General features: G+C 71.2%; 20 protein-coding genes and 5 pseudogenes. 16 read left to right on the top strand and 9 right to left on the bottom strand.

What is annotated here, in order from left to right; all coding sequences use genetic code 11:
• Positions 1-220: 220 nt before the first annotated feature.
• Both AB0N14_RS08870 and AB0N14_RS08865 read right to left on the bottom strand, forming a co-directional pair.
• Entirely contained in the window at positions 221-1,246 is a 1,026-nt protein-coding gene (locus AB0N14_RS08870) for a Gfo/Idh/MocA family oxidoreductase (RefSeq protein ID WP_366024994.1), read from the bottom strand.
• Positions 1,247-1,335: 89 nt separating this feature from the next.
• Complete coding sequence (locus tag AB0N14_RS08865) at positions 1,336-2,433, bottom strand: chemotaxis protein (protein ID WP_366024993.1); 1,098 nt, start codon at positions 2,431-2,433, stop codon at positions 1,336-1,338.
• Between the two features lie 403 nt (positions 2,434-2,836).
• Between AB0N14_RS08865 and asnB the strand changes: the two genes are divergently transcribed.
• On the top strand, positions 2,837-4,678 hold the full coding sequence (gene asnB, locus AB0N14_RS08860; RefSeq protein ID WP_366024992.1) for an asparagine synthase (glutamine-hydrolyzing): 1,842 nt from the start codon (positions 2,837-2,839) through the stop codon (positions 4,676-4,678).
• Positions 4,679-4,777: 99 nt separating this feature from the next.
• Here asnB and AB0N14_RS08855 read toward each other — a convergent pair.
• Positions 4,778-5,214 (bottom strand): annotated as a pseudogene (locus AB0N14_RS08855) (alpha/beta hydrolase); the annotation flags it as partial.
• Between the two features lie 282 nt (positions 5,215-5,496).
• On the opposite strand from AB0N14_RS08855, the gene AB0N14_RS08850 reads away from it, so the two are divergent.
• From AB0N14_RS08850 to AB0N14_RS08820, 7 genes and pseudogenes are all read left to right on the top strand, one after another.
• Complete coding sequence (locus AB0N14_RS08850; protein ID WP_366024991.1) at positions 5,497-6,105, top strand: chaplin; 609 nt, start codon at positions 5,497-5,499, stop codon at positions 6,103-6,105.
• A gap of 445 nt (positions 6,106-6,550) precedes the next feature.
• On the top strand, positions 6,551-7,405 hold the full coding sequence (locus AB0N14_RS08845) for a GNAT family N-acetyltransferase (RefSeq protein ID WP_366024990.1): 855 nt from the start codon (positions 6,551-6,553) through the stop codon (positions 7,403-7,405).
• Between the two features lie 242 nt (positions 7,406-7,647).
• Positions 7,648-8,769, top strand: coding sequence for an IS630 family transposase (locus AB0N14_RS08840; protein ID WP_366025146.1), 1,122 nt, complete (start codon positions 7,648-7,650; stop codon positions 8,767-8,769).
• Between the two features lie 54 nt (positions 8,770-8,823).
• Complete coding sequence (vph, locus tag AB0N14_RS08835; RefSeq protein WP_366024989.1) at positions 8,824-9,687, top strand: viomycin phosphotransferase; 864 nt, start codon at positions 8,824-8,826, stop codon at positions 9,685-9,687.
• Positions 9,688-9,760: 73 nt separating this feature from the next.
• A pseudogene (locus AB0N14_RS08830) lies at positions 9,761-11,224 on the top strand (IS1182 family transposase); the annotation flags it as partial.
• 93 nt (positions 11,225-11,317) lie between these two features.
• Positions 11,318-12,085 (top strand): alpha/beta hydrolase, encoded by a 768-nt coding sequence (locus AB0N14_RS08825; protein ID WP_366025145.1) that lies wholly within the window; start codon positions 11,318-11,320, stop codon positions 12,083-12,085.
• Between the two features lie 165 nt (positions 12,086-12,250).
• Positions 12,251-13,027 carry a GNAT family N-acetyltransferase gene (locus tag AB0N14_RS08820; RefSeq protein ID WP_366024988.1) on the top strand — a complete coding sequence of 259 codons (777 nt, stop codon included), beginning with the start codon at positions 12,251-12,253 and terminating at the stop codon, positions 13,025-13,027.
• On the opposite strand, the gene AB0N14_RS08815 is transcribed toward AB0N14_RS08820, so the two are convergent.
• Positions 13,024-13,641: a TetR/AcrR family transcriptional regulator gene (locus AB0N14_RS08815; RefSeq protein ID WP_366024987.1), complete on the bottom strand. Its 618-nt coding sequence runs from the start codon at positions 13,639-13,641 to the stop codon at positions 13,024-13,026. The genes AB0N14_RS08820 and AB0N14_RS08815 overlap by 4 nt on opposite strands.
• On the opposite strand from AB0N14_RS08815, the pseudogene AB0N14_RS08810 reads away from it, so the two are divergent.
• Positions 13,641-13,859: pseudogene (locus AB0N14_RS08810) on the top strand (epimerase); the annotation flags it as partial. The gene AB0N14_RS08815 and the pseudogene AB0N14_RS08810 sit on opposite strands and share 1 nt — an antisense overlap.
• A 113-nt stretch (positions 13,860-13,972) precedes the next feature.
• On the opposite strand, the gene AB0N14_RS08805 reads toward AB0N14_RS08810, so the two are convergent.
• On the bottom strand, positions 13,973-14,239 hold the full coding sequence (locus AB0N14_RS08805; RefSeq protein WP_366024986.1) for a GlsB/YeaQ/YmgE family stress response membrane protein: 267 nt from the start codon (positions 14,237-14,239) through the stop codon (positions 13,973-13,975).
• 281 nt (positions 14,240-14,520) lie between these two features.
• Between AB0N14_RS08805 and AB0N14_RS08800 the strand changes: the two genes are divergently transcribed.
• Positions 14,521-15,981 (top strand): hydrolase, encoded by a 1,461-nt coding sequence (locus tag AB0N14_RS08800; RefSeq protein ID WP_366024985.1) that lies wholly within the window; start codon positions 14,521-14,523, stop codon positions 15,979-15,981.
• Between the two features lie 77 nt (positions 15,982-16,058).
• Here the strand turns inward: AB0N14_RS08800 and AB0N14_RS08795 are convergent.
• From AB0N14_RS08795 to AB0N14_RS08785, 3 genes and pseudogenes are all read right to left on the bottom strand, one after another.
• Positions 16,059-16,968, bottom strand: a pseudogene (locus AB0N14_RS08795) (ROK family protein); the annotation flags it as partial.
• Positions 16,969-17,017: 49 nt separating this feature from the next.
• Positions 17,018-18,394 (bottom strand): deoxyribodipyrimidine photo-lyase, encoded by a 1,377-nt coding sequence (locus tag AB0N14_RS08790; protein WP_366024984.1) that lies wholly within the window; start codon positions 18,392-18,394, stop codon positions 17,018-17,020.
• A gap of 56 nt (positions 18,395-18,450) precedes the next feature.
• Positions 18,451-19,980: an SDR family oxidoreductase gene (locus tag AB0N14_RS08785; protein ID WP_366024983.1), complete on the bottom strand. Its 1,530-nt coding sequence runs from the start codon at positions 19,978-19,980 to the stop codon at positions 18,451-18,453.
• Positions 19,981-20,136: 156 nt separating this feature from the next.
• On the opposite strand from AB0N14_RS08785, the gene AB0N14_RS08780 reads away from it, so the two are divergent.
• The 5 genes and pseudogenes from AB0N14_RS08780 (at position 20,137) to AB0N14_RS08760 (ending at position 23,259) form a co-directional block, all read left to right on the top strand.
• A complete protein-coding gene (locus AB0N14_RS08780; protein ID WP_366024982.1) occupies positions 20,137-20,325 on the top strand; it encodes a hypothetical protein in 189 nt (62 codons plus the stop codon).
• Between the two features lie 382 nt (positions 20,326-20,707).
• Complete coding sequence (locus AB0N14_RS08775) at positions 20,708-20,791, top strand: putative leader peptide (RefSeq protein WP_366025144.1); 84 nt, start codon at positions 20,708-20,710, stop codon at positions 20,789-20,791.
• A 249-nt stretch (positions 20,792-21,040) separates the two neighbouring features.
• Positions 21,041-21,208: pseudogene (locus tag AB0N14_RS08770) on the top strand (dimethyl sulfone monooxygenase SfnG); the annotation flags it as partial.
• A 70-nt stretch (positions 21,209-21,278) separates the two neighbouring features.
• A complete protein-coding gene (gene ssuE, locus AB0N14_RS08765) occupies positions 21,279-21,833 on the top strand; it encodes an NADPH-dependent FMN reductase (protein ID WP_366024981.1) in 555 nt (184 codons plus the stop codon).
• Positions 21,834-22,116: 283 nt separating this feature from the next.
• Positions 22,117-23,259, top strand: a complete 1,143-nt coding sequence (locus AB0N14_RS08760) for an LLM class flavin-dependent oxidoreductase (RefSeq protein WP_366024980.1) — start codon at positions 22,117-22,119, stop codon at positions 23,257-23,259.
• Here AB0N14_RS08760 and AB0N14_RS08755 read toward each other — a convergent pair.
• Complete coding sequence (locus AB0N14_RS08755; RefSeq protein WP_366024979.1) at positions 23,236-24,294, bottom strand: acyl-CoA dehydrogenase family protein; 1,059 nt, start codon at positions 24,292-24,294, stop codon at positions 23,236-23,238. The genes AB0N14_RS08760 and AB0N14_RS08755 overlap by 24 nt on opposite strands.
• A gap of 179 nt (positions 24,295-24,473) precedes the next feature.
• On the opposite strand from AB0N14_RS08755, the gene AB0N14_RS08750 reads away from it, so the two are divergent.
• Positions 24,474-25,838, top strand: coding sequence for an RICIN domain-containing protein (locus AB0N14_RS08750; protein WP_366024978.1), 1,365 nt, complete (start codon positions 24,474-24,476; stop codon positions 25,836-25,838).
• The last annotated feature ends 147 nt before the right edge of the window (positions 25,839-25,985 follow it).

The raw sequence follows: 25,985 nt of genomic DNA, 5'->3' as shown, positions 1-25,985 counted from the left end.
TGGCACAGCCGGCGACGGGGCGTAAGGGATTTGGCAACACCCGATACGGTGGTGCTTCTGGCATATGCCAAAGGCTTGCGGAAGAAGTGGTCGGAGCCGGTGACGGGCTAGTCCGGCCGGGCAAGTCGTAGGGAGCGTACGCCACTTGGCGTCCGCGATACAGACGTCAGATCGTGCACATGTACGGGTGATGAATTCGTGTACGGCTCCGCTGAGGCTGTCAGCGGCCATCACCCCCGTACAGCTCGGGGCGCGGTGCAAGGGTGACCGCCTCCCGGGCGCCGCTCTCCTGCGCCCGCACGCCCGCCTCGGCGACCACGGAGGCCGCATAGCCGTCCCACGCGGAGGGCCCGGTGACCCGCCCCTGCCGGGTGGCGTCGACCCAGGCCTGTACCTCGCGGTCGTAGGCGTCGGCGAACCGTACGAGATAGTCCTGCGCGACCTCCTCACGCGCGCCGTCCGCGGTCGTGACGACCAAGGAGTGCCCGTCACCGATACGGGCGCTGCCGCCCTCGCAGACGGCCTCGCAGCGCACCTGGTAGCCGAAGCCGGTGTTGACGAAGATCTCCACATCGACGAGGGCGCCCTGCGATGTCTCGAACAGCACGAACTGAGGGTCGAGCAGGCCGTCCGGAGCGTTCGAGGACGGCCCGGGGCGCAGCACGGTCACCGCGGTCGGCTCCTGGCCCAGCAGCCAGCGGGCCGCGTCGATCTCGTGCGAGACGGAGCTGTTGATCAGCATGGCGGTGGTGAAACCGGGAGGTGAGGAGACGTTGCGGTGCGCGCAGTGCAGCATCAGCGCCCTCCCCAGCCGACCGCTGTCCAGCAGCGACTTCAGCCGCAGGTACTCGGCGTCGTACCGGCGCATGAACCCCACCTGCGTGAGGCGCCGGCCGAGCCGGGACTCCGCCTCCACCACGCGCAGCGCCCCGGCCGCGTCCGGCACCAGCGGCTTCTCGCACAGCACCGGCAGTCCGCGCGCGAAGGCCGCGAGCAGCGCCTCCTCATGGGCCGGGCCCGGCGAGGCGATCAGCACGGCCTGGACGCCGGGCGCGTCCAGCGCGGCCTCGGGTTCGGCGTGCACCAGAACGTCTTCGACACCGGCCGTGGCCTCCTCGGCGCGGTCCGTCTCGGGATCCGCCACGGCCACCACCCTCGTTCCGCTCACCACGCGGTCCAGCCGACGTATGTGGTCGGCGCCCATGTGTCCCGCACCCAGTACCGCCACGCCCAGCAGATCGCCCATGTGCCCCGCCCTCCCTCGCCGTGGACCGTCCCCGGCAGGGTAGACCGCGGAGAGGACGGCCTCGGCAGAAGCCTCGGCGGGTGAGCGGATCAGTAGCGGAGCACCCCGGCGATCCCCTGCGCGTCGCCCAGGGCGCCGTCCGGGACGAAGCGGACGTCGGCGCCGGTGTCCAGGCAGCGCTCCACGATCTCGTCCACGATGTCCTCGCGGGCGTCCAGGTCGCCGCTCTCGGCCGGCACCAGATGGTCGCCGCCGTCGGCGCGGACCGTGATGCGGTAGTTCTCCTCCACCGCCAGGAGCCGGATGCGTCCGTCGGAGGCGTTCTGCCAGACCTCGTCGACACCGGCGGCGAACGCCTTGCGGCCCCGGGCCGACTCCAGCTCACGGCTGACCGTGTCGACGGTCCTGTGCTCCTCGGCGGCGATCACCGGCTGGACGGCCTGCCACACGGCGTCGGGGGTGCCGTGGGTGAGACCGCCGTGGCGGACGTGGACCGCGTCCTTGGTGACGGTGCCGAGCTCGTCCAGAACGGACAGCGCGGCCTGCTCGCCGGCGACGTAGAGGGGGCGTGGATACCGGCGCAGGATCCTGCTCATCGCGGTGTCGGCCTCGCGCAAGAAGCGGCGGGTCGTCTCGTCGCGGGACGTGCTCGGCGTGTCGCCGATCTGCATCTGGCGCTCGGCGTCGAAGTTCTCCCGGCTCCGGGTCAGCGGGAAGCCGCCGACGCGCTCCTCCACGACGTGGCCGGCACCGCCGTTCCACAGCGTCACCCGGTCGGCCGAGACCGTGAGCACCCAGAACGGCCGCTCGGCGACCTGCGCGGCCACCAGGTTGCGGGTCAGGAAGGTGTCCGAGAGCACCACACGCTCGGGCACCGTGCGGGCCAGCGACCACACCTGGTGCTCGCCCGGTGCGGCGAAGATGACCAGGCCGTCCTCGGCGTGTCCGAGGTCGACCTCGGCGAGTGCCCGGTCGAGCTGGTCAGCGACGTCGATACGGCGTTCCCTGGGGACCGCCGGGTCGGCCTCGAGTTGCTTCTTGGCGTCGGCCAGCGCGTTGCGCAGCCGTACCCGGTCCTCCGCGTGCTCGGTGGCGCGGCGGTGCGTCGGCGTCAGCACCGACACCGCGGGGTAGGGCCGCGGCCGGCGCAGTTCCGCGAGAGTCGTGGGACTGAGGGCGTGCTCCATATCAGCACCTTAGGACCGATTCGCTTGTCGGGCATTCGGGGCAACTGTGGACAAAGTGATTACTGTGGCATCCGGCTGGGCGGCGGCGCGGTCCCGTGAGCCGGCGGCACCCGAGAGGAACCGGAATGTTGGGAAACTCTTTGCCCGTGGCCGACACCCGACGGCCGCGTCCCTCGATGAGGCCCATCGGCGCGTAACGAGACGTAAAACCCGGCCGAAACAGTGGGGAGGGCAAGCCCGGTCGAGCCCGGTCGAGGTGCGGACGCGTTGACCGCCTGCCGCGGCATGACACACGCTCGACATATAGCTGCTTAGTACAACTGGTTTGTCGGGGCGAAGCTCGATCCCTGCGAAGCCGCAGGTGAACGCGGTGTCCCCGGCGATCGGACGCGGGAGGCAACACATGTGCGGCATCACCGGGTGGGTTTCCTACGATCGTGATCTGCGGACCGAGACCGCCACATTGGATGCGATGACGCGGACCATGGCCTGCCGGGGTCCCGACGACAGCGGCACCTGGATCGGCGGTGCCGCCGCCCTCGGCCACCGCAGGCTCGCGATCATCGACCTGCCCGGCGGACGCCAGCCGATGACCGCCGAGACCCCGGAGGGCACCGTCGCGCTCGTGTACTCGGGGGAGACCTACAACTTCACCGAGCTGCGCCGTGAGCTGACTGCCCTGGGCCATCGCTTCACCACCGACTCGGACACCGAGGTCGTTCTGCGCGCCTATCTGGAGTGGGGCGACGCGCTCGCCGAGCGTCTCAACGGCATGTATGCCTTCGCCCTCTGGGACGGCCGCCGCGACACACTCGTGATGATCCGCGACCGCATGGGCATCAAGCCCTTCTACTACCACCCGACCCCCGACGGCGTCCTCTTCGGCTCCGAACCCAAGGCCATCCTCGCCAACCCGCTGGCCCCCGCTCGGATCCGCCTCGACGGGCTGCGGGAGCTGCTCGCACTGGTCAAGACGCCCGGGCACGCCGTCTGGGACGGCATGCGCGAGGTGGAGCCCGGCACCGTCGTCACCGTCGACCGGCAGGGAGTACACCGGCGCCTCTACTGGCGGTTGGAGACCCGACCGCACACCGACGACCGCGACACCACCATCGCCACCGTCCGCGCGCTGCTCGAGGACATCGTGCGCCGCCAGCTCGTCGCCGACGTGCCGCGGTGCACCCTGCTGTCGGGCGGCCTCGACTCCTCCGCGATGACCGCGCTGGCCGCGCGGCAACTGGCCGTGCACGGCGAGAAGGTGCGCAGCTTCGCCGTGGACTTCGTCGGACAGGCCGACCACTTCGTCGCCGACGAACTGCGCGCCACCCCCGACGCGCCGTTCGTGCACGACGTGGCCCGCGCCTGCGCCACCGACCACCAGGACATCGTCCTCGACGCCCAGGCCCTCGCCGACCTCGACGTACGCGCCGAGGTCATCCGCGCCCGCGACCTACCGATGGGTCTCGGCGACATGGACACCTCGCTCTACCTGCTGTTCCAGGCGATCCGCGAGCAGTCCACCGTCGCGCTGTCCGGGGAGTCCGCCGACGAGGTCTTCGGCGGCTACCAGCAGTTCTTCGACGAGGAGGCGCGCCGCGCCGACACCTTCCCCTGGCTGGTCCGTTACGGCCGGGACTGGGGCGAGGACGCCGACGTCCTGCTCCCCGACCTCACCGAGACCCTGGACCTCGGGGCGTACATCGCCGACGGTTACCGCACGGCCGTCGCGGACATCGCGCGCCTGGAGGGCGAGAGCGACTTCGAGTACCGGATGCGGCAGATCTGCCATCTGCACCTGACCCGCTTCGTACGGGTCCTGCTCGACCGCAAGGACCGTACGAGCATGGCGGTCGGCCTGGAGGTGCGGGTGCCGTTCTGCGACCACCGGCTCGTCGAGTACGTCTACAACACGCCCTGGGCGCTGAAGTCCTTCGACGGACGCGAGAAGAGCCTGCTGCGGGAGGCGGCCGCGGACCTGATCCCGAAGTCCGTGTACGACAGGGTCAAGAGCCCCTACCCCTCCACCCAGGACCCCAAGTACGCCCTCGCCCTCCAGGAACACACGAAGGACCTCCTCGCCCGCCCCTCCCACCCCGTCTTCGACCTGGTCGACCGCGAACGGCTGCGCCGGGCCGCCCACCGCGACACCCCGCAGATCACCCAGGCCTCGCGCCACGGCCTGGAACGGGCCCTGGACCTGGCCCTCTGGCTGGACCTCTACACCCCGGAGCTCTCCCTCGCCTGAGCCCGGGTCAGCCGGGCGGCTCAGGGCCGCAGGAGCTGCCGTTCGGCGGCAGATCCCCGTACAGCACGAACGAGTCGACCTTCTGGTGCACGCACCGGGAGTTACGGGCGAGGACCGGCCGACGCCGCGCGGATCGAACGTCACGACGTCGTAGCCGTTCGTCAGAGGCATGAACTCCCGGACGCCACGGCGAGTTGTGGGATCCCGGCACCGCCGGGGCCACCGAAGTTCACCAGCACCGAACCCCGGGGCCTGCCGGAGGCCCGGTAGCGGGCCATCGCCAGGTCGAGCGTCCCGGCGTCCGGATGCGCGTAGTCGAGCGGTACGGTCACCTCTCCGCACTGCAGGTCCCTGGGGATGCCGTCGCCCTCGCAGGCGGACCAGGTGATCCTCTGGCGGTAGAAGCGGGCCAGGTCGGGGCTGTCCTCGGCCGTGGCCGCCCCCGGCAGCGCCGCGCCCAGCAGGGCCGGCACCGCGCTCGTGGCCGCCGCCGCGGGGCGCGCATGGCGTGCGTGGCGTCGTCGCGTGGAAAGCATGGTGCCTCCGGGGACGCCCCCGGGTGAGGATCCGGCGGCGACCCTGTGATCACCATAGGCGGGCCCTGTGGAGGGCGCCTCCGGGCAGGCGGAACGCGCGGACCTGCCGTACCCAGCGCAGCTCGCGAACGGCCTTCCGGTTCGACGACCGTGCCACTCGATGGGGTGAAAGGCAGATAAGCCATAACTCGGATGGTTCGTCTGCGTTTTATGGGGTGCGGGCGAGTGCTCGCGACATGTCTGGAAGGCAGGGAACCTATGAATCGGGTTACCCGGAATGGTTTGATCGCCGTGGCCGCCGCCTCGGGGGCGATGGCCGTGGCGCTGCCGGCGCACGCGGACTCCGCGGCGGACGGCACCGCGGCGGGTTCGCCCGGGCTGATCTCCGGCAGCACCCTCCAGGTCCCGGTGCACGTGCCGGTCAATGTGTGCGGCAACACCGTGGACGTCGTGGGGCTGCTGAACCCGGCGGCGGGAAACGCCTGCGAGAACCGGGGCGCGGGCCCGTCCGGCCCTGGGCAGGGAGCGGTGTCCGGGGGCGGCGCCACCGCGCACACCGGCGGAAAGGCTTCCTCGGGCGTGCTCGCGGGCAACGGCCTGCAACTCCCGGTCGACATCCCCGTGAACGTCACCGGCAACTCGGTCAGCGTGGCCGGGGCCGGCAACGCGTCGGTGGGCAACACCTCCACGAACACCTCGAGCACGGCCCGCCCCGCCGCACCGCCGAAGGCGCACACCGTCGTACGGACGGCGCCCCCGGTGCAGCAGGCCGGGGTCACCCTCGCCCACACGGGCGCGGACGTGACCCTGCCCGCGCTCGCGGGAAGCGGAGCCCTGCTGCTCGGCGGGACGCTGCTGTACCGGCGCTTCCGGTCGTCAGCGACCCGCTAGCGCCCCCACGGGCAGGGTTCGCCCCGTCGCGAGGGCCGGCCAGGAGCACGCACCGGACACCCCTCCTTGACGGGCGAACACCGCCTGCCGGGTCATCACCGACCCGAGCACGTCAGCGGAACGCCCCGCCGTACCGACCGGCGGCGGGGCCTTCGGCACCCTCGGTGTCAACACGGGCCGACTGCGGCCGGGTCACCCCGAAGAACGGCGTACCCGACGCCGTCGCGCCACCTTCCTCCGTGGAACACAACGCTGCGGTGGACGCCCTCACGGGTGAATCCGGTCTTCCCGGCCTTCTGCCCCAACGCCCGCCGACGCACGGGGAATTGGCCGAGGCATGGACCAGCGGGCCTACGGTGGCGCACGCCCCCGGCATCGGGAAGGATGCTCGCGGCGCGGCCGGTCCCTCCGCCGCGTCCGACCCCCCATGGAAGGGAGCGCGACGATGACCTCTGCGGGTCCCGATGACCTGGTCGTCACCCGGGCCACGCTCGACGACTGGCCGGTGATCAGCGGCTGGGCCGCGGACGAGGGCTGGAACCCCGGCCTGTCCGACGGCGCCGCCTTCTTCGCCCAGGACCCCGAGGGCTTCTTCATCGGCCGGCTCGGCGACGAGCCCGTCTCGGCGGTCTCCGTCGTCACCTACGGCGCCGACTACGCCTTCCTGGGCTGCTACCTCGTACGGCCGGACCTGCGCGGTCGCGGCCTGGGACTGACCACCTGGAAGACGGGGCTGGCCCACGCCGGCGACCGTACGGTCGGCCTCGACGGCGTGGTCGCTCAGCAGGACAACTACCGCCGCTCCGGCTTCGAACTGGCCCACCGCACCGTACGGTTCACCGGAGCCGCCCCCGCCGGGGAGCCCGTGCCCGGAGTGCGCCCGGCTGAGAAGGCCGACTTCGACGCCATCGCGGCGTACGACAGCGCCTGCTGCCCCGCCGACCGCCCCGGCTTCCTGAAGCGCTGGCTCACCACCCCCGGCCACCGGGTCTTCGTCCGTCCCGGCGACGGCCGCCTCGCCGGTTACGCGGTGATCCGGCCCGCCCGCGACGCGCTGCGCATCGGCCCCCTGTTCGCCGACAGCGCCGAGGACGCCGACGCCCTCTTCGCCGCGCTGGCCGCCGAAGCCGCGGGAGGGGAGATCGCCGTCGACGTCCCCGAACCGAACACGGCGGCCGTCGCCCTCGCCGAACGCGCGGGCCTCACCCCGTCGTTCGAAACAGCGCGCATGTACACGGGACCGGTCAGATCCTTCGCCGAGGAGCGCGTGTACGGGGTGACCACCCTGGAGCTCGGCTAGAAGGCTCATGAAGATCTTGGGGTTCTGGCCCCGCCGCGTGAGCGGCGGGGCCAGATTTGTTTCGTGGTGATGGGGGAATGGGCCGGGGAGACGGTCGGGCCGGATGTGTGGGAGACATGCCGGGAGTTGATCCCGGCCGGGAGTGTGTTCGCGTTCCTAGTGCTGTGGCCGAATAGGTTCGCCGGGTTGGTAGTTGGAGCGGTTGGATGGGCGGTGAAGTTCGTTCCGACCGTGGGGGTGTGGTGGCCAAGCCTGTCCGTGTGCGCAGACTGACCGACCAGGAAGGGCAGAAGCTGCAGCAGATCGTGCGCCGGGGCAGCACCAGTTCGGTGCGCTACCGTCGCGCGATGATGCTCCTGGCCTCCGCCGGCGGGAACCGTGTCACGGTCATCGCCCAACTGGTGCAGGCCGACGAGGACACCGTCCGCGACGTGATCCACCGGTTCAACGAGATCGGCCTGGCCTGCTTGGACCCTCGCTGGGCGGGAGGCCGTCCCCGTCTGCTCAGTCCTGACGACGAGGACTTCGTCGTCCAGGCGGCCACCACCCGCCCGACCAAACTCGGCCAGCCATTCACCCGCTGGTCTATCCGCAAACTCGCCGCCTACCTGCGGAAAGTCCACGACCGGGTGATCCGGATCGGCCGTGAGGCGTTACGGTGCCTGCTCGCTCGCCACGGCATCACCTTCCAGCGCACCAAGACCTGGAAAGAGTCACCGGACCCCGACCGCGACGCCAAGCTTGACCGCATCGAAGAGATCCTGGACCGCTTCCCCGACCGTGTATTCGCATTCGACGAGTTCGGGCCACTCGGCATCCGCCCCACCGGCGGGTCGTGCTGGTCCGAGCAGGGCCGCCCCGAACGGCATCCCGCGACCTACCACCGCACCCATGGAGTTCGCTACTTCCACGGCTGCTACTCCATAGGCGACGACACCCTGTGGGGCGTCAACCGCCGCAAGAAGGGGGCCACGAACACCCTGACCGCACTGAGGTCGATCCGGGCCGCCCGTCCGGACGGCGCCCCGATCTACGTGATCCTGGACAACCTGTCCGCCCACAAGGGCGAGAAAATCCGGCGCTGGGCGAAGAAGAACCGGGTCGATCTGTGCTTCACCCCAACCTACGCGTCCTGGGCCAACCCGATCGAGGCCCACTTCGGGCCGCTGCGGCAGTTCACCCTGGCCAACTCAAACCACCGAAGCCACCCCGTACAGACCCGGGCCCTGCACGCCTATCTGCGGTGGCGCAACGTCAACGCCCGCCATCCCGACGTCCTGGCTGCTCAACGCCGAGAACGGGCCCGCATCCGCAGCGAGAAGGGCATTCGCTGGGGCGGACGCCCACTCGCTGGCGCGGCCTGACAGCACTTCGTGCACATCGCCTCCGACCCATCGAAGGATCCAGAGGACACACTCGTGAGCATCCGTACGACGCACCGCGCTCTGCTGAGCCGTCTGCTGCCCGACGACAAACCGGACGACCTTGCCGTACGTCAGGGGCAATTCCACGACGTAGTCATTGGCTCAGACCGCGTCGTGTGCCTGCCTCGCACCCGGGCAGCGGCCGCCCGGTTGCCCCAGCGGGTGGCCTTGCTACACGCACTCGCCGGCCTCGACCTCGGCTTCCGCACACCTGAGCCGCTGCTCCAAGGCGGCGTCGACGGCGCCGACGAGGCGCCGTTCTTGGTACTCAGCCGCATTCCCGGGAAACCGCTGGAGATTGACGCCCTCAACGATGCCCAGGTGGTCGGCACCGTGGCGGCGCAGTACGCCACGCTGCTGTCCGGTCTGGCCCGTGCTGGCACCGACGAGACGGTACGAGCAGTTCTCCCTCAGGCAACAGAAGGCCGGTGGCGGCGGTTCGTGGAGAACGTGCGCGCGGAACTGTTCCAGCTAATGTCCGAGAGTGGGCGCCTGCGGGCCGAGAGGGAACTCGAAGCAGTCGACAGCCTTCCCCACCTCACCCGAGCAGTGGTGCATGGCGACCTCGGTGCCGAAAACGTCCTGTGGGAGTGGACGCACGGCCTGCCGCACCTCTCCGGAGTACTCGACTGGGACGATGTCACGCTCAGCGACCCGGCCGAGGACCTCGCAGCCATCGGTGCGAGCTACGGCCCTGAGCTCCTGGAGCGGGTGCTCGCCCTGGGCAACTGGTCAAACCACGGACTCTTCACCCGCATCGCCGCGATCCGCGGCACATTCGCCCTGCAGCAAGCCCTCTACGCGATCCGCGACGGCGACGAAGAAGAACTCGCGGACGGCCTGGCCGACTACCGCTGACACACACCGGCACATCCGCTTCATCGAGCACTTCGCAGCAACAGCAACCCGGCGAACCTATGCGGTCACAGCACTAGCCGAGCATCGCGGTGCGCTGTTCCCGGCGGAGATGTTCACGGACATGTACCCGTCGGCGAACGGGCGGCCGAGCATGCCGCCGCAGATCCTGGCCGCGGCGATCACACTGCAGGCCCTGCACGGGCTGTCGGACTTCGAAACGGTCCAGGAACTGCGGTGCGACCTGCGGTGGAAGGCCGCGTGCGGGCTGGGCCTGAACGACATGGCGTTCGATCCATCGCTGCTGGCCTACTTCCGCCGCCGCCTTTCCCGTTCTGCCCGGCCCAACCGGGTCTTCGAGGCCGTGCGGGAGGTCGTGAAGGCCACCGGCGTGCTGAAGGGCAAGCACCGGCGAGCGCTGGACTCCACCGTTTTGGACGACGCGGTCGCCACCCAGGACACCGTCACCCAGCTCATCGCCGCCGTCCGCACGGTCATCCGCGAGGTCCCCGGCGCCGACCAGGTGGCAGCCGTGCAGTGCAGCGCGCACGACTACAGCGACCCCGGCAAACCCCGCATCGCCTGGAACGACGAGCAGGCCCGCGCCGCCCTCGTTGACTCCCTCGTCGCCGACGCGCTCAGGCTGCTGGGCCACCTGCCCGACCAGCAGCTCGGTGAGAAGGCCGCGAACGCGGTGGGCCTGCTGGCCCTGGTCGCCGGACAGGACGTGGAGCCGGCCGAGGACTCCGACGGCCGTGACGGGCGCTGGCGCATCACCCGGGGCACCGCCTACGACCGGATGGTCTCCACCGTCGATACCGAGGCCCGGCACATCCACAAGACCCGCACCCACCAGCAGGACGGATACAAAGCCCACCTGGCCATCGAGCCGGAGACCGCGTTATACACCGCTGTGGCCCTCACTCCCGGCGCCGGGCCCGAGCACCACGAGGCCGTCGTCGGCGTGGACCTGCTCGCCGAGGAAGACGGGCCGGTGGACGCTTTCGGCGACACCGCCTACTCCACCGGCGAGGCCCGCCAAGTCCTCGAAGCAGCAGGCCACCGACTGTTTTTCAAACCCGCCCCGCTACGGGCAGCCGTGCCCGGCGGTTTCACCCTGGACGACTTCGTCATCGACACCGCCGCCGCCACGGTGACCTGCCCCGCCGGACACACGGTCTCGCTGTCGGACCCCGGCGGGCAGCACAACCAGCGCAAGGCGGCCTTCGCAAACCTGTGCACCGGCTGCCCCCTGCGCGAGCGGTGCACCAAGGCCAAGGCCGGCCGCATCCTGACCATCCGCCCCCACCACGACCTGCTCGCGGCTGTCCGCCGCCAGGCCGCCACCGACCCCGACTGGCAAGCGGACTACCGGCACTGGAGACCACCGGTCGAACGCGCCGTCGCCTGGCTCGTCCACCACGGCAACCGCCGCCTGCGCTACCGCGGCACCATCGCCAACGACACCTGGCTCCACACACGAGCCGCCGCCCTCAACCTCCGCCGACTGATCAACCTCGGACTCACCCGCACAGGCAGTGTGGGTGCTCCCCCTTCCCGTCACGGCCGGACGATTGACGTAGGTGTCGCCGGGAGCGCCTCGACAACAGGGCACTCCCGAAAGGCAACACCTATGCACCCTGTGCAGTTCACTGCCGAGTCGTCGTCGAACGGCGTGGTCGAGCGCGACTTCACCGTGGGCGACGTCCCCGGCGTGCTCCGGTCGCCGGCCTCCGGCGCGACCGATCGCGCGCCCCTGATCCTGATGGGCCACGGCGGCGGCAACCACAAGAAGTCACCCGCGATGGCCGGCCGGGCACAGCGCCTCGCGACCGGCTGCGGCTTCCATGTCGCCGTCATCGACGCGCCCGGTCACGGCGACCGACCGCGCACGGCGCACGACGAGCAGGAGATCGCCGAGCTGCGCAAGGCGCAGGCGGCGGGCGAGCCGGAAGGGCCGATCGTCGTCCGCTACAACGCCCACCTGGCGGAGCTCGCCGTGCCCGAGTGGCGGGCGACCCTGGACGCCCTTCAGGAACTTCCGGAGATCGGCGCCGGTGGGCCGGTGGGCTACGTCGGCATCGGCTTGGGCACCGCGATCGGCGTGCCGCTGGTGGCGATCGAGCCCAGGATCACGGCCGCGGTCTTCGTGTCGACCTGGCCCGATGTCCTGGTCGAGAAGGCGGAGCAGATCACTGTCCCGATCGAGTTCGACCTGCAGTGGGACGACGAGCGCATCCCTCGCGAGGCCGGCCTCGCGCTGTTCGACGCCTTCGCCTCGAAGGAGAAGACGTTGCACGCCAACGCGGGCAAGCACTTGGAACTGCCCAGGTTCGAGGCCGACAGCGCGGTCCAGTTCTTCGCCCGGCATCTTGGCCGGACGGTCACCTCACCGGCCTGAGGTGAGCGGCAGCGGCGTCCGGTCTGCCCATCGGGCGCCGCTCACGACTCCAGACAGGCCCTGGTTCACCCCACGTCGGCGGACGCGCCGGTGCAAGGGCGCCGAACGCCCCAGTGGTCACGATGTATTACGGTTCAGCACATGCCCCGGACACTGGAGTGAGCTATGGATCTCGCTGCCGTACTGGCCCTGTACGACCGGGACATGAGGCAGGGCGCGCGGCCCGAGGAGCCCGGTGCCCGTATCGAGCGGAACGCGGCGGTGGTCCGCCGGACCGGTTCGCCGCACGGCTGGAACGGAGTCGTCTGGTCGGACCTGGACGAGACCACGGCGGACACCGCGATCGCCGAGCAGATCGCGTACTTCACCGGGCTCGGCCGCGAGTTCGAGTGGAAGCTGTATCGGCACGACCTCCCGGTGGATCTGGGCAAGCGGCTTCGGGCGGCGGGGTTCAACCCCGAGCCCGAGGAGACACTGATGGTCGCGGAGGTGGCCGACCTGACCCTCGATGTCGAGGTGCCCGACGGCATACGGATCGTGCCCGTCACCGATCCGGCGGGCGTCGACCTCGTGGCGGACGTCCACGAGAAGGCCTTCGGCACGGACGGCACCCGGCTGCGCCACCAGCTTCTCGCCGGGCTCGCCGGTGACCAGGACAACGTCGTCGCCGTGGTGGCCCTCGCGGGCGACGAACCGGTGAGCTCGGCCCGTCTGGAACTGGTCCCCGGCACCCGCTTCGCGGGGCTGTGGGGCGGCGGCACCGTCCCCCACTGGCGCGGCCGAGGCATCTATCGGGCCCTGGTCGCCCACCGCGCCGAGGTCGCGGCCTCCCGTGGCTACCGCTACATCCAGGTCGACGCGACCGACCAGAGCCGTCCGATCCTGACCCGCCTCGGCTTCGAACCCCTGACCACCACGACGCCCTACGTGTACAAGCCCTAGCCGGCGTGGGGAGCCGTTGACGGGGCCGCCCCCTCAGTCCAGACCGAACGCGTCCGCCAGAGCCTCCATCTGCGCCGTGAGCAGGGTCCCCCCGTCGTGCCCCATGCCCTGGAACTGCCCGGCGACCTCAAGGCCCACGGCCCCGTGCAGATGCGCCCAGCCAGCACGGCCCCGGCCAGGGCGCTCCCCTCGCCCCCCTCCGGGACGTGGTCCCGGGCCCACCCGGCCACCGCCATGTCCTTGGCTGCCCAGGCCGCCATCTGATCCACCAGCGGCCGCACCGCCGCCGAGGGCCCGGCGGCCGTGAAGCAGGGCAGGAACGGCCCGAGCACCGCGCGGGCGCTGTCCAGGGTGTCGGGCGGGGCGGTGTAACCCGGCACCGGCGTGCCCTCGATCAGCAGATAGCGGTGCGGCTGCGCGATCGCCCAGTCCCGGACGGCCGCCGCGAGCGCGCGCAGGCGGGCCCGCGGCGTGGTGCCGTCCGGGAGCGCGTCCGCCGCGGCCGCGACCGACGCTCCAAGGTCGGCGTACGCGTCGCGGATCAGGTCGGTCAGCAGGGCGTCGCGGCTGTCGAAGTAGCGGTAGAGCGCGGGCCCGGACAGGCCGACCTCCACGGCCGCTGAACGTCGTGGTCCTCGAAGAGCCATGCCCCTTCGGCCCGTTCGACGAGCGGTTCATGGCCGAGTACGCCGAGATGTTCTACGAGCACACCGAGCCGCAGATCATGGACTCGTCCGCCTTCGAGCGCACCTTCGGCGTCGCCCCCACACCGCTCGCGAAGGCGCTGGGCGCCACGCTCGCCTGGTACGGGGGATGGCCGGCGACCCGGTGATCACACGCAAGGGGGCCGATCGGGCGTGACACCGGCCCGATCGGCCCCGTCGGCGATACGGCTCGGCGTCCAGGGGCGCGTACCCCGGGACGAACCGTTCATCGATGGACCGTTCAGCGATGAGTCGTCTTCGCCCGGTCCAGCGCCGCGATGCCGAGTGCCGCCAGAGCGATCTGGATGAGCCACTCGATCCAGTCCACTCCCTTGGTGTCGGCGACGCCGACCGCGGCGGCGATCCCGGCGCCGATGAGAGCTGCCACGATGCCGACGACGATCGTCCACAGGATGCCGATGTGCTGGCGCCCGGGGACGACGAGCCGCCCCAGGACGCCGATGATGAGCCCGATGACGATGGCACTGATGATGCCCGAGATCTCCATCTCCGCCCCTCTTTGTGAAGCGTCTGTCGTACGACATGTGCCCGCTCTGCGTGGCAACACTCCTGTTCGCTTCAATAGCGGGTCAATGGAGGGTCAATCCTCGGCCTGTCGGGCGGGCGTTCTCATGGCCAGGCCCCGTCCTGCCATGTACCGTTCAACAGTCCGTCGCACGGGCGGCGTATGAAGGAACTCTACGCGCGCAGACCCGCGGCGGAAGCTCTACGCGCGCAGACTGGCACCCGCACCGCTCCGCTCCCCAACTCCCCATGGAGGTTCGCCGGATGCTCGGACTCACCAGGCCCCGCCACAGACTCGCCACGGTCCTCACCGTGTGCGGCCTGCTCGCCACCGGCGCCGCCGTCCAGGCCACCACGGCCGCGACCGAGGCCCACGCGGCCACCCCGCACCGCGTCCTGTTCGACAACGCGCACGCGGAGACCGCCGGCAACGCCGACTGGATCATCTCCACCAGCCAACCCGACCCGCTCGGCCAGGACTCCACGCCGTCCGCCGAGACGGACTGGACCGGAGCCCTCTCCTCCTGGGGCGTCGCCCTGCAGAAGACCGGCAATTACAGCCTCAAGACCCTGCCGTCGGGGTCCAGCCTCAGCTACGGCGGCTCCTCCGCGCTGGACCTGAAGAACTTCGACACCCTCGTCCTGCCCGAACCGAACACCCTCTTCACCACCGCCGAGAAGACGGCGATCATGAACTTCGTCAAGAACGGCGGCGGACTGTTCATGATCTCCGACCACACCGGCGCCGACCGCAACAACGACGGCTACGACGCGGTCGAGATCCTCAACGACCTGATGACCAACAACAGCGTCGACTCCACCGACCCGTTCGGCTTCTCCATCGACTCGCTGAACATCACCTCCGGCTACCCGGCCGCGATCAGCGACAGCACCGACCCGGTGCTGCACGGCTCCTTCGGCACCGTCACCAAGAGCCTGATCGCCAACGGCACCACCGCCACGCTCAAGCCCTCCGACAACTCCTCCGTCAAGGGCCTGGTCTACCGCAGCGGCTACTCGGGCAACACCGGCGCCTTCTTCCTGACGTCCGCCTTCGGCAGCGGCCGTGTCGCCTTCTGGGGCGACAGCTCACCCATCGACGACGGCACCGGCCAGTCCGGCAACACGCTGTACGACGGCTGGAACGACTCCGGCGCCACCAACGCCGCCCTGGCTCTGAACGCCACCGAATGGCTCTCGGGAGCGAGCGGCAGCAGCGGCGGCGGAACCGGCGGCGGAGGCTCGACCTCCTGCACCGCCGCCCAGCTCCTCGGCAACAACGGCTTCGAGTCCGGCAGCACCACCTGGACCACGAGCAGTGGCGTCATCACCAACTCCAGCAGCGAGTCGCCCCGTACGGGCTCGTACTACGCCTGGCTGGACGGCTACGGCTCCGCGCACACCGACACCCTCTCCCAGACGGTGACCATCCCGTCCGCCTGCACCTCCGCCACCCTGAGCTTCTACCTGCACATCGACACGGCGGAGACCACCACCAGTACGGCGTACGACACGCTCAAGGTCCAGCTCCTGAACAGCTCCGGCACGGTCCTGAGCACCCTGGCGACGTACTCCAACCTCAACGCCGCCGGCGGCTACACCCAGCGCAGCTTCAACCTGGCGAGCTACGCCGGACAGACCGTCACCCTCAAGTTCACCGGCACCGAGGGCTCCAGCCTGCAGACGTCGTTCGTCCTCGACGACACGGCGCTCAACGTGAGCTGAGCCGCAGGGGGGTGGGCCTCTCCCAAGGGCCCACCCCCTTGTACTGCGGCGGGGTGCCGCTGACCGTCCGGAGTCGCTCAGGAGGTGGCGGACCTGCGCTTGAACACCACGTCCCGGGCCGTGCCGAGCGCCGTCGCCAGCGCGCCGAGCAGCACCGCGTCCTCGCCCAGCCCGCTCGGGGGCGATCCTCGGGCGCAGCGGAGTGAGGGAGCGCAGCGTCTCCCGCACGGGACGCAACAGCAGGTCGACGCTGTGGCCCACACCGCCGCCGAGCACCACCAGGTCGGGGTCGAGCACCGCGGCGGCCGCGGCGACCGTGTGGGCGATCCGCTCGCCCTCCAGCCGCACGGCCTCGGCCGCGGCGGGATGACCCTGCCGGGCCGCGTCGAACACCGACTTCGCCGTGAGCTGCCCCGTCATGCCGAACGCCCGCGCGGACTCGACGACGGCGACGCCCGAGACCGCGTCCTCCAGCGTCCGGGGCCTCTGCCGTCCCGGCCACGGCAGGAACCCGATCTCCCCGGCTCCGCCGTGCGCGCCCGTGAACAGCCGTCCCTCGCTGACGACCCCCATGCCGAGCCCGGTCCCGATGAGGATGTACGCGAACAGGCGGCTGCCCGCGCCGACGCCGTACGTGTACTCGCCGAGCGCCGCCAGGTTGGCGTCGTTGTGCACCTCCAGCGGCAGGCCCAGCTCCTCGCGCATCTGGTCGAAGAGCCCGGCCCGGCCCCAGCCCGGCAGGTGCATCGCGTACCGCACCCGGCGCCGCTCCTCGTCGTACACGCCCGGCGTGCCCACGACCGCGTGCGCCACATCGTCGCCTGCCGCTCCCGAACTGTCGATCACCCGCCGAGCGGTGGCGACGACCAGTTCGGCCAGGGCGCCCGAGGTGCGGGCCCGGTTGCGCACGTCGGTGCGGGCCACCACCGCGCCGTCGAGGTCGGCGAGCGCGACCCGCAGCCAGCCGCAGCCGATGTCGATGCCGATTGTGCTCTTATCTTTTCTTTATGTGTAGGGCTCGGATGATATGGGGACTTCAGCCCAGTCCGCGGGCCCGTCTGAAGCGGGCCAGGCCGTCGGACAGGTCGACGATCGGATCCGGGTAGGTGCCGCACGCGGCCCGATCACGACCCCGCAGGCGCCATGGCTCATGCACCGCCGGCCCGTGGAGCCCGGCGAGTTCGGGGACCCAGTGGCGCACGTACGCGCCGTCAGGGTCGTGCCGCCTGGCCTGGACGAGGGGGTTCAGGATCCGGTTGGGCCGGGTGTCGGTGCCCGTTCCGGCCATCCACTGCCAGTTCAGCTGGTTGCTGGCGACGTCGCCGTCGACCAGCAGCCTCAGGAAGTGGCGCGCTCCCACGCGCCAGTCCACGTACAGGGTCTTGGTGAGGAAGCTCGCGGCCAGCAGCCGGGCCCGGCCCGGCATCCACCCCTCGTGCCGCAGTTGCCGCATCGCCCCGTCGATCGCCGGATAGCCCGTACGGCCCTCCCGCCACGCCTCGACGTCCGCGCGCGCCGCGCGCTCGGACCGCCAGCGGTCCCCTCGCGTGCGGTAGTCGGCGATGGCCGCGTCCGGCCGCGCGGCGAGCACCTGACGGTGGAAGTCCCGCCACGCCAACTGTCGTACGAAGGGCTCGGCGCCCGGGCCGCCCGCCTGCCGCACCCGGTGGACGACCTCGACGGGGGAGAGGGTGCCGAAGTGCAGATGCGGTGACAGACGGGAGGTGGCGTCACCCGCCAGGTCGTCCTGCCGGTCCCCGTAAGCGGCGAGGCCGCCGCGCAGCCACGCCGCGAGCCGCTTCCTGCCCTCCGTCTCGCCACCGGCGGGCAGCCCTTCCGAGACCGCCGCAGGCCCTTCGCGTACGGGCAGTTCCTCCGATCCGGCGGCGTCCGGCACCCGCACGGCACGCGGCGCGCCCGACGTGTCGCGCAGCCGCTGCCCGGTCCACCGCCGGAAGTACGGGGTGAAGACGGCGAAGTGGTCGGAGGCGACCGGGGTCACCATTCCCGGCGGCACGACCGTGTTGACGGTGTCGTGCACCCACAGCCGGCGCCCCAGGGCCTCCAGCTCCCGCCGCAGCCGCACCTCGCGTCGCTGCGCGTAGGCGCTGACGTCCGCCGCCAGGTGGACCTCGGCCGCGTCCACCTCGGTGACCACCCGGCACACCTCGTCGACCACGTCCCCGGACCGGACGACGAGACGCCCGCCCCGGGCGCGCAGCCCCGCGTCGAGGTCGTGCAGGCAGTCGGCGAGGAACGCCAGCCGGTTGGGAACGGCGAATCCGGCGGCCGCCACTCCCCGGTCGCGCACGAAGAGCGGTACCACCTGTCCGGGGCGGGTCAGGGCGGCCCGCAGCGGCGGGTGGTCGTGCAGACGCAGGTCGGAGGTGAACAGGACGATGGAGACGTGCATGACGTGATTCCCGGGAGAGAGGGCCGGCCGCGGTCCGCTTCCCGTCGGCGCGGACATCACGGGGTGGGCCGGGGCTCGGCCGGACCGGTGCGCGGCGCCCTGGCGGCGGCCCGCGCGATGTTGCGCGCCATGCCCCCGAACACGAAGGCGTGGAAGGGGGAGACTCCCCACCAGTACGCGTGACCGAGCAGCCCGTGCGGATGGAACAGGGCCCGCTGGCGATACCGGGTCCGCCCGTTCTCGTCCTGTTCGGCGTACAGCTCCAGCCAGGCGAGGCCCGGCAGCCGCATCTCGGCCCGCAGGCGCAGCAGATGTCCGGGTTCGATCTCCTCGACCCGCCAGAAGTCCAGCGAGTCGCCGACCCGCAACCGCTGCGCGTCGCGTCGTCCCCGGCGCAGCCCGACGCCTCCGACCAGCCGGTCGAGCCAGCCCCGTGCCGCCCAGGCCAGAGGGAAGGAATACCAGCCGTTCTCGCCGCCGATGCCCTCGACGACTCGCCACAGGGCCTCGCGCGAGGCGTCGACGACGAGTTCGCGCCGGTCCGTGTAGAGGCTGCCGCCCGCCCAGTCGGGATCGGTCGGCAGCGGGTCGCTCGGCGCCCCGGGCGGCGAGGCGGACGACCAGCGGGTTGTGACCTGGGCGTCGCGCACGCGCTGCAGGACGAGCCGGACCGCCTCGTCGAAACCGATCGGGCCTGACGCGGGGGCGGGAACGTACCGCTCGATGTCGCGGTCGCGGCAGACGACCTCATGGCGCAGCGACTCGGTGAGCGGCCGTGCGATCGACGGGGGAACGGGAGTCACCAGGCCGATCCAGAGACTCGACAGGCGCGGGGTGAGGACCGGGACGGAGATGATGCCCCGGCGCGGAAGGCCCGCGACAGCCGCGTACCTGACCATCATGTCCCGGTACGTCAGCACCTCCGGCCCTCCGATGTCGAAGGCGCGGCTGATGTCGTACGGCATCGTCGCGCTGCCGACCAGGAACCGCAGCACGTCCCGCACCGCGATCGGCTGGATGCGGGTGCGAACCCAGCGCGGGGTGACCATGACGGGCAGGCGCTCGGTGAGATAGCGCAGCATCTCGAAGGAGGCCGAGCCCGAGCCGATGATGACGGCGGCCCGCAGTACCGTGGTCGGAACGCCGGAGCCCAGCAGGATGCGGCCGACCTCGGCGCGCGAGCGCAGATGCGGGGACAGCTCACGCTCGGGCACGTCCGCCGGGGTGAGGCCGCCCAGATAGACGATGCGCCGCACACCCGCGGCCCGGGCCTGTTCCCCGAAGATCCGCGCGGCCGTGCGGTCCGTGTCCTCGAAGCCGCGGCCCGTGTCCAGTGCGTGCACCAGGTAGTAGGCGACGTCCATGCCGCGCAGCGCGTCGGCGACGGACCGGGCCCGCGTGACGTCTCCGGCCACCACCTCGACCTCGGCCGCCCACGGGTGGCCGCTCACCTTCTCCGGGGAACGGGCCAGGCAGCGCACCTGGTGCCTGGCGGCCAGCAGTTCCGGGACGAGCCGGCCGCCGATGTATCCCGTGGCGCCGGTCACCAGGCAGCGCAGCCCTGGCCCGGCACGGCCTCCGTTCATCCGCCTGGCTCCCTCGCGTCGAAGTCCTCTCAGCGATCACTTCCACAGAACGAGTCTTTCGGATGCGGCGAAGGGATGTTTTCTGCGAGAGAGACATATCGGCGTCCCTTCCGGGCAGGCGATATGCAGGAAGTTGTCGGTTCGAGTCGATGATCGATGCTGGAGGTGTCGACCCCCATGGGCGCGAAGGTGCTGGAGCGGTTTCCTGCGGGAGCTCCGCGCGGATCGTGGCCGGCGGAGGAGTACGCGGCGGAGCGCCGCGCCGAGGGTGAGCCCGCCAAAGTGGTCATGGACCTGAAGTCGGACGCGTTCCTCGTGGTGGTCCCGGCCCGCGACGACGACTGAGACGGGCGGCGGTGCGAGCGTGCCGACGCCCACCGCCCCCTGGAACAGGCGGCGTGGACCGACTCCGGGCGCCCCGTCCGAGATGCCGGTCCCGGCGGCGACCCGCCACCCGTGCAGGCCACCGCTGGAGTCCGTCAAGTCAGCCACTACGCCGCCGAGTTCAAGTCGAAGTCGGCCCCGGGAACGTTTCCTGACGCATGGCCGGCGAGGCCGCGACATATTCCCGTCGTTCCCTTCGTGCACCGCCGCGCGGAGTGGGGACCGCCGCAGAAGTCGTTCAAGGGTTTCCCCGTCACAGCGTCGTGAAATTCAATGGTCCGCGATGCGAGAACGGTCGGGATTTCCTTGACTGCCCCAACCGGCGGCTGCCACGATCGGCGACATGAACATGCGACTGGACCTCACGCGGCGACGCCACGTCGACCTCGCGCGCGTCTCCAGCGCCTCCTGTTGCCCCACGGCGTGATCCCCGCTCCTGCCGGATCCGCCGTCACTTCCTTTTCGCGCACGGCCCCTGTCGCCACGCGACGGGTGTGCCCGGTGCTTTCCTGACACCGACTCAATTCAGGGCTTTTTTCGCGCCCGTGGATCCGGTGTTCCGCGTATTCCGCGAACCGTCCGCAACAGGAGTTCCCGCATGTCCGCAGCACCCGTGAGAATCGCCTACCGGGTCCCCAACGCCGTGAGGGTCCCCCCGGCCGGAGGCTGGGGGGACATCGTCGCCCACAAGAGGCTCGGCGCCGACCTCTTCCTGCTCGGCTTCCTGCACTACCAGGAGGAGGTCGAGTGCTTCGGCAAGCGCGTGCTGCCCCTCGTCCGGGAGCTGGAGGCCCAACTCCCGCACAGCGGACCGAAGTCAGTCTCCGTGGCCGTCCCCGCCTGACCGCCGCCCGCCGTCCGTCGACGGGCGCCTCCCACACGCAGACGCCCCCTCCCTCCCGAAAGAGGACCCCATGGCCACCGTCCTGTCCGTATCCGGCAGTCCCTCCGCCGCCTCCCGCACCAACCGGCTGCTGCGCCATCTGGACCAGCGGCTGACCGCGCAGGGCCACGAGGTGATCCCGCTCGACATCCGTACCGTTCCCGCCGAGGCCCTGCTCGGCGCCGACTTCCGTCACCCCGCCATCGTCGAGGCGACCGAGCTGTTCGCCCGCGCCGACGGAGTCGTCGTCGGCACGCCCGTCTACAAGGCCTCCTACTCCGGTGTCCTGAAGGCGCTGCTCGACCTGCTCCCGCAGTACGCGCTCACCGGCAAGACCGTGCTCCCGCTGGCCACCGGCGGTTCCACCGCCCACGTGCTGGCCATCGACTACGCCCTGCGCCCGGTCCTCAACTCCATGGGCGCGGCCCACATAGTGCAGGGCTGGTTCACCCTCGACAAGGACATCACCGTGCACGAGGACGGCTCCCTGGCCATCGCGCCGGCCGCCACCGAGGCGCTCCTGCAGGTGGTCGACCAGTTCTCGGCGGTCCTCGGAAGCACCCCTGTCCTGGCAGCGGCGGGATGACCACCGCCCATGTGATCGCCGACGACGGCGAGGCCCTCGCCGTCGCCGCCATCCTGGCCGACGAGTTGAGGGCCCGGGGCACATCCTCACCCGACTGGAGCCCGGCTCGGCGGCTCCTACGGCCTCCGCGGCGAGCAGCGCTACTCCACCGGTGCCCTGTTCGCCGACTGATCCCGGTACCGGCCAGTGCCGAAACAGCCAGCCCATCGGTCGGACCTGCGGAACGGCACGAGGCCGCCGCGCGACGACCTGCACCAACGGACACCCGCTGAACGGAGACCCCGTGTCCCTCAACTTCCATTGGTTCCTGCCCACCAACGGCGACAGCCGCCATGTGGTCGGCGGCGGCCACGGCACCCCGGCGACCGCCTCCGGGCGGGACCGGCCGCCGACGGTCGCCTACCTCACCCAGATCGCCCGCGCCGCCGAGGACCTCGGCTTCGTCGGAGCGCTCACCCCGACCGGTGCCTGGTGCGAGGACGCGTGGCTGACCACCGCGATGGTCAGCCAGAACACCGAGCGCCTGAAGTTCCTGGTCGCCTTCCGCCCCGGCTCCGTCTCACCGACCCTCGCCGCGCAGATGGCCTCCACCTTCCAGCGGCAGACGGGCGGACGGCTCCTCCTCAACGTCGTCACCGGCGGCGAGAGCCACGAGCAGCGCGCCTACGGCGACTTCCTGGACAAGGACGCGCGGTACCGGCGTACCGGTGAATTCCTCCGGATCGTACGGGAGTTGTGGGAAGGCAAGACCGTCGACCTGCACGGCGAGCACCTCCAGGTCGAGGACGCGAAGCTGGCCCGGGTGCCCGACCCGGTCCCCGAGGTCTACTTCGGCGGGTCGTCGCCCGTCGCGGGGGAGATCGCGGCCCGGCACGTCGACGTCTACCTCACGTGGGGCGAGCCGCCGGCCCAGGTCGCTGAGAAGGTCTCGTGGATCAGGTCGCTCGCCGCGAAGGAGGGCCGGACCCTGCGGTTCGGCATCCGGCTGCACGTGATCACCCGCGACACCTCCGAGCAGGCGTGGGCCGAGGCCGACCGGCTGCTCGACGGTTTCGACCCCGAGACCGTGGCGTCCGTCCAGGCCGGGCTCGCCCGCAGCGAGTCCGAGGGGCAGCGGCGGATGCTCGCGCTGCACGGCGGAAGCAGGGACGGCCTGGAGATCCACCCCAACCTGTGGGCGGGGATCGGCCTGGTGCGCGGCGGCGCGGGCACGGCGCTGGTCGGCAGCCACCAGGAGGTCGCCGAGCGCATCAAGGAGTACGCGGCGCTGGGCATCGAGGAGTTCGTGCTGTCCGGGTATCCGCATCTGGAGGAGGCGTACTGGTTCGGGGAGGGAGTGCTGCCGAGACTGGCGGCGCAAGGGCTGTGGCGGCATCCGTCCATGGCGCGGGACGCCCTCGCGTCACAGGTCCCCTTCGCGAGCTGAACCCAGGGCCGCCAGGTGGTCGAGGTGCGCCCGGCGCGAATCCGCCGTCTGGCCCTGCACCAGCAGGAACATCCCCTCGCGGGCGAACCGTTGGGCCCTGTTCGTCAGCATCATCGCGCGGCCCCCGCCGGCCACCACCGCCGCGGTGGTGGCCGCGCGCAGCACCTCGTACGCCTGCGTCCTGAGCGCCAGCCGCTCGTGAAGGCGTTCGTGCGGGGCCGCCCGGTCGGCCAGGTCGTAGGCGCGGCCCCTTACCTCGTGGAGCCGGGCCCGCAGGGGCGCTGCGGTGTCGTCGTCCAGCAGACCGAGCGCTGCCTGAGCCACACCGAACACCGCCGGTGAGGTGTTCACCGTCTTCGGCCGGTCGGCGGCCGCCCACCGCTCGTACGGCGTCCGCAGCGCCACCGCCTCCTCCGGCAGCCACAGCCCGTCCAGCTCCAGCGTGACCGTGCGCGCGGCGGTGAGCGCCGCCAGCCGCAGCGGCACCGACGCCCGCAGCCCCGGCTGGTCGCGCGCCTCGGTGAAGGCGAACAGCGCCTCGCCGGCGTCGGTCACCCCGGCGAGCAGCATCATGTCGTTCAGGCCCCATCCGGTGTACCAGGGCACGGTCCCGTCGAACCGGCGGCCGCCCCGCTCCCGCGTGACCCGCACCGGGACGCGCGGATATGACCGCAGATGGGCGTACGCCACCCCCGACAGCAGCTCCCCGCGCGCCAGCGGGCCGAGCAGCCGCTCCCGTACGGGCAGTTCGCTCTGCGCCAGCGTCAGCACCGGTGTGTGGTGCTGGGTCTGCACGAACCACGTCGAGCAGCACGCCCCCGCCAGGATCTCGGCGGTCTCCCGGGCCACCGCGGCGGGCGCGCCCGAGCCGCCGTACTCCACCGGGGCGCTCACCCCGAGCAACCCCGACCGCTTGACGGCCTCGATGTGGCTCACGGGCACGCCCTCCTGGTCGACACGCTCCGCCTGCGGTGCCAGGACGTCGGCGGCGAGCTGTCGGGCACGGGCGACGAGAGGGTGCGCTGTGGTGGTCATGAGGAAGATTGTCCGATGCGCGCGAGCCGGGTTCGCGTAGAACGCCGCGCAGCGCCGCCGAGTCATGCGGGCACATGTCCTCGGATTTCACCGCGTGGACGTCTCCCCTCCTGACGTCCGGCCACCTGTCGTGATGTCATGCACCTGACCATCCCGATCCTCGACCGAAGGGTCACCTCATGCGAACCCCCCACGCCCTGCTCGCCGCGGCCACCGTGCTGGCCGCCGCGACCGTGGCTTCTCCGTCCCACGCGGCCGCCGCGCTCCCCGCCGCCGGCACCTACTACGTCCAGAGCGTCACGACCGGGCTCGACGCGGCCGACCACGGGGGAGCCGTCGAACAGCACAACCCCAAGGGCAACGAGGACCACCAGCAGTGGAACCTCAGAGCGAGCGGATCCTCGTACGTCCTCGAAAGCGCCGACACCGCGGGCAGCTGCCTCGGACGCTCGGGCGACCAGGCCCGCACCGTCGCCTGCGCGAGCGCCGACGCGGCCTGGGACATCACACAGGCCGGAGGCGACCAGTACACACTCAAGGCGCCCGGAACCGACCGCTACCTGACCGTGGCCGCCAAGGCCTCCGGTACCAACTATCCCGCCCAGCTCGCCATCGGCTCCGCGAGCGGCCTCGCCTCCTGGTACCTCACCCCGGTCACCTCGCCCACCAACCCCATGCCGTCCGCCGACCGGCGCACCCTCGACCAGGTCACCTTCCTCACCGCGCACAACGCCTACGCCAACGGCGTCGACGGCGGTTTCGCCCCGCCCTTCGTCAACCTCGTACCCAACCAGGCGCGCGGGATCAACCAGCAACTCGCCGACGGAGTCCGCGGCTTCATGCTGAACATCCACCAGACCCCCGACGGCGCGATCCTCTGCCACAACAGCTGCACCCTGGTCAGCAGTCCGGTCGCCCTGTGGGTGGACGTCCAGCGGATGGTGGACTTCCTCAAGGCCCACCCCGATCAGTTCATCACCGTCTTCCTCGAGGACTACGTCGGCCCGGGCGTCCTGCGCGGTGAACTGGCGCGGGTGAGCGGCCTGTCCGACGTGCTCTACCGGCCCGACCAGGCCGGGGTGAAGCAGAACGGCTGGCCGAAGATGGCCGATCTGATCGCCGCGAACCACCGACTGCTGATCTTCACCGACCACAGCCGCTCCTCCGACGAGGCGGCCGGGCTCACCCGTGACAGCTTCGGCGTGATGTACCAGAAGGACTGGACCGTCGAGAACTACTGGTCCATGGGCTCGGGCCTCGGCTCCTCCGACTGGTCCTGCTACAGCCGCTGGTACGACGCGAACACGAACATCCCGCTGACCCGCACCGAACCAGGCTTCCGCCCGCTGTTCGTCATGAACCACTTCCGTGACGCGACGATCACGTCCACGGCGCGCACGGACAACACCAAGCTCACCGACCGCGCCCAGCGGTTCTGCCAGCCGGCCGCCCGCGAGAAGCCCAACTACCTGGCCGTGGACCGCTACGACCTCGGTGACCCGGCCTCCGCCGTCAGCACCCTGAACACGTATACGTATCCCTAAGGGGTCCTTGCACTATGCCCGCCCGGGTCGCGCGGCCTGGCACCGCACCTCGCCGCGTTGCCGAAAAGCCCTGGTAGCTCCTCCCCCGAGCTCTCGGCTTCGCTCGAGCAGGGGGGACCCCACCGAGGGCTCTCCGGCGCCTTGCGA

Origin of the sequence: Streptomyces sp. NPDC051104 (assembly GCF_040682835.1) — a bacterium.
Taxonomy (GTDB): domain Bacteria; phylum Actinomycetota; class Actinomycetes; order Streptomycetales; family Streptomycetaceae; genus Streptomyces; species Streptomyces cynarae.
Note: the sequence above shows the minus strand (reverse complement) of the source record. Positions and strands in the feature narration are given on the sequence as shown.

Coding starts and splice junctions, on each gene's coding strand:
- AB0N14_RS08790 (WP_366024984.1), bottom strand. CDS start 18,394: ATGCACGTCTCCATCGTCCTGTTCACCTCCGACCTGCGTCTGCACGAC.
- AB0N14_RS08865 (WP_366024993.1), bottom strand. CDS start 2,433: ATGGAGCACGCCCTCAGTCCCACGACTCTCGCGGAACTGCGCCGGCCG.
- ssuE (WP_366024981.1), top strand. CDS start 21,279: ATGGCCACCGTCCTGTCCGTATCCGGCAGTCCCTCCGCCGCCTCCCGC.
- AB0N14_RS08750 (WP_366024978.1), top strand. CDS start 24,474: ATGCGAACCCCCCACGCCCTGCTCGCCGCGGCCACCGTGCTGGCCGCC.
- AB0N14_RS08845 (WP_366024990.1), top strand. CDS start 6,551: ATGACCTCTGCGGGTCCCGATGACCTGGTCGTCACCCGGGCCACGCTC.
- AB0N14_RS08820 (WP_366024988.1), top strand. CDS start 12,251: ATGGATCTCGCTGCCGTACTGGCCCTGTACGACCGGGACATGAGGCAG.
- AB0N14_RS08870 (WP_366024994.1), bottom strand. CDS start 1,246: ATGGGCGATCTGCTGGGCGTGGCGGTACTGGGTGCGGGACACATGGGC.
- asnB (WP_366024992.1), top strand. CDS start 2,837: ATGTGCGGCATCACCGGGTGGGTTTCCTACGATCGTGATCTGCGGACC.
- AB0N14_RS08800 (WP_366024985.1), top strand. CDS start 14,521: ATGCTCGGACTCACCAGGCCCCGCCACAGACTCGCCACGGTCCTCACC.
- AB0N14_RS08785 (WP_366024983.1), bottom strand. CDS start 19,980: ATGAACGGAGGCCGTGCCGGGCCAGGGCTGCGCTGCCTGGTGACCGGC.
- AB0N14_RS08755 (WP_366024979.1), bottom strand. CDS start 24,294: ATGACCACCACAGCGCACCCTCTCGTCGCCCGTGCCCGACAGCTCGCC.
- AB0N14_RS08805 (WP_366024986.1), bottom strand. CDS start 14,239: ATGGAGATCTCGGGCATCATCAGTGCCATCGTCATCGGGCTCATCATC.
- AB0N14_RS08825 (WP_366025145.1), top strand. CDS start 11,318: ATGCACCCTGTGCAGTTCACTGCCGAGTCGTCGTCGAACGGCGTGGTC.
- AB0N14_RS08775 (WP_366025144.1), top strand. CDS start 20,708: ATGAACATGCGACTGGACCTCACGCGGCGACGCCACGTCGACCTCGCG.
- AB0N14_RS08780 (WP_366024982.1), top strand. CDS start 20,137: ATGCTGGAGGTGTCGACCCCCATGGGCGCGAAGGTGCTGGAGCGGTTT.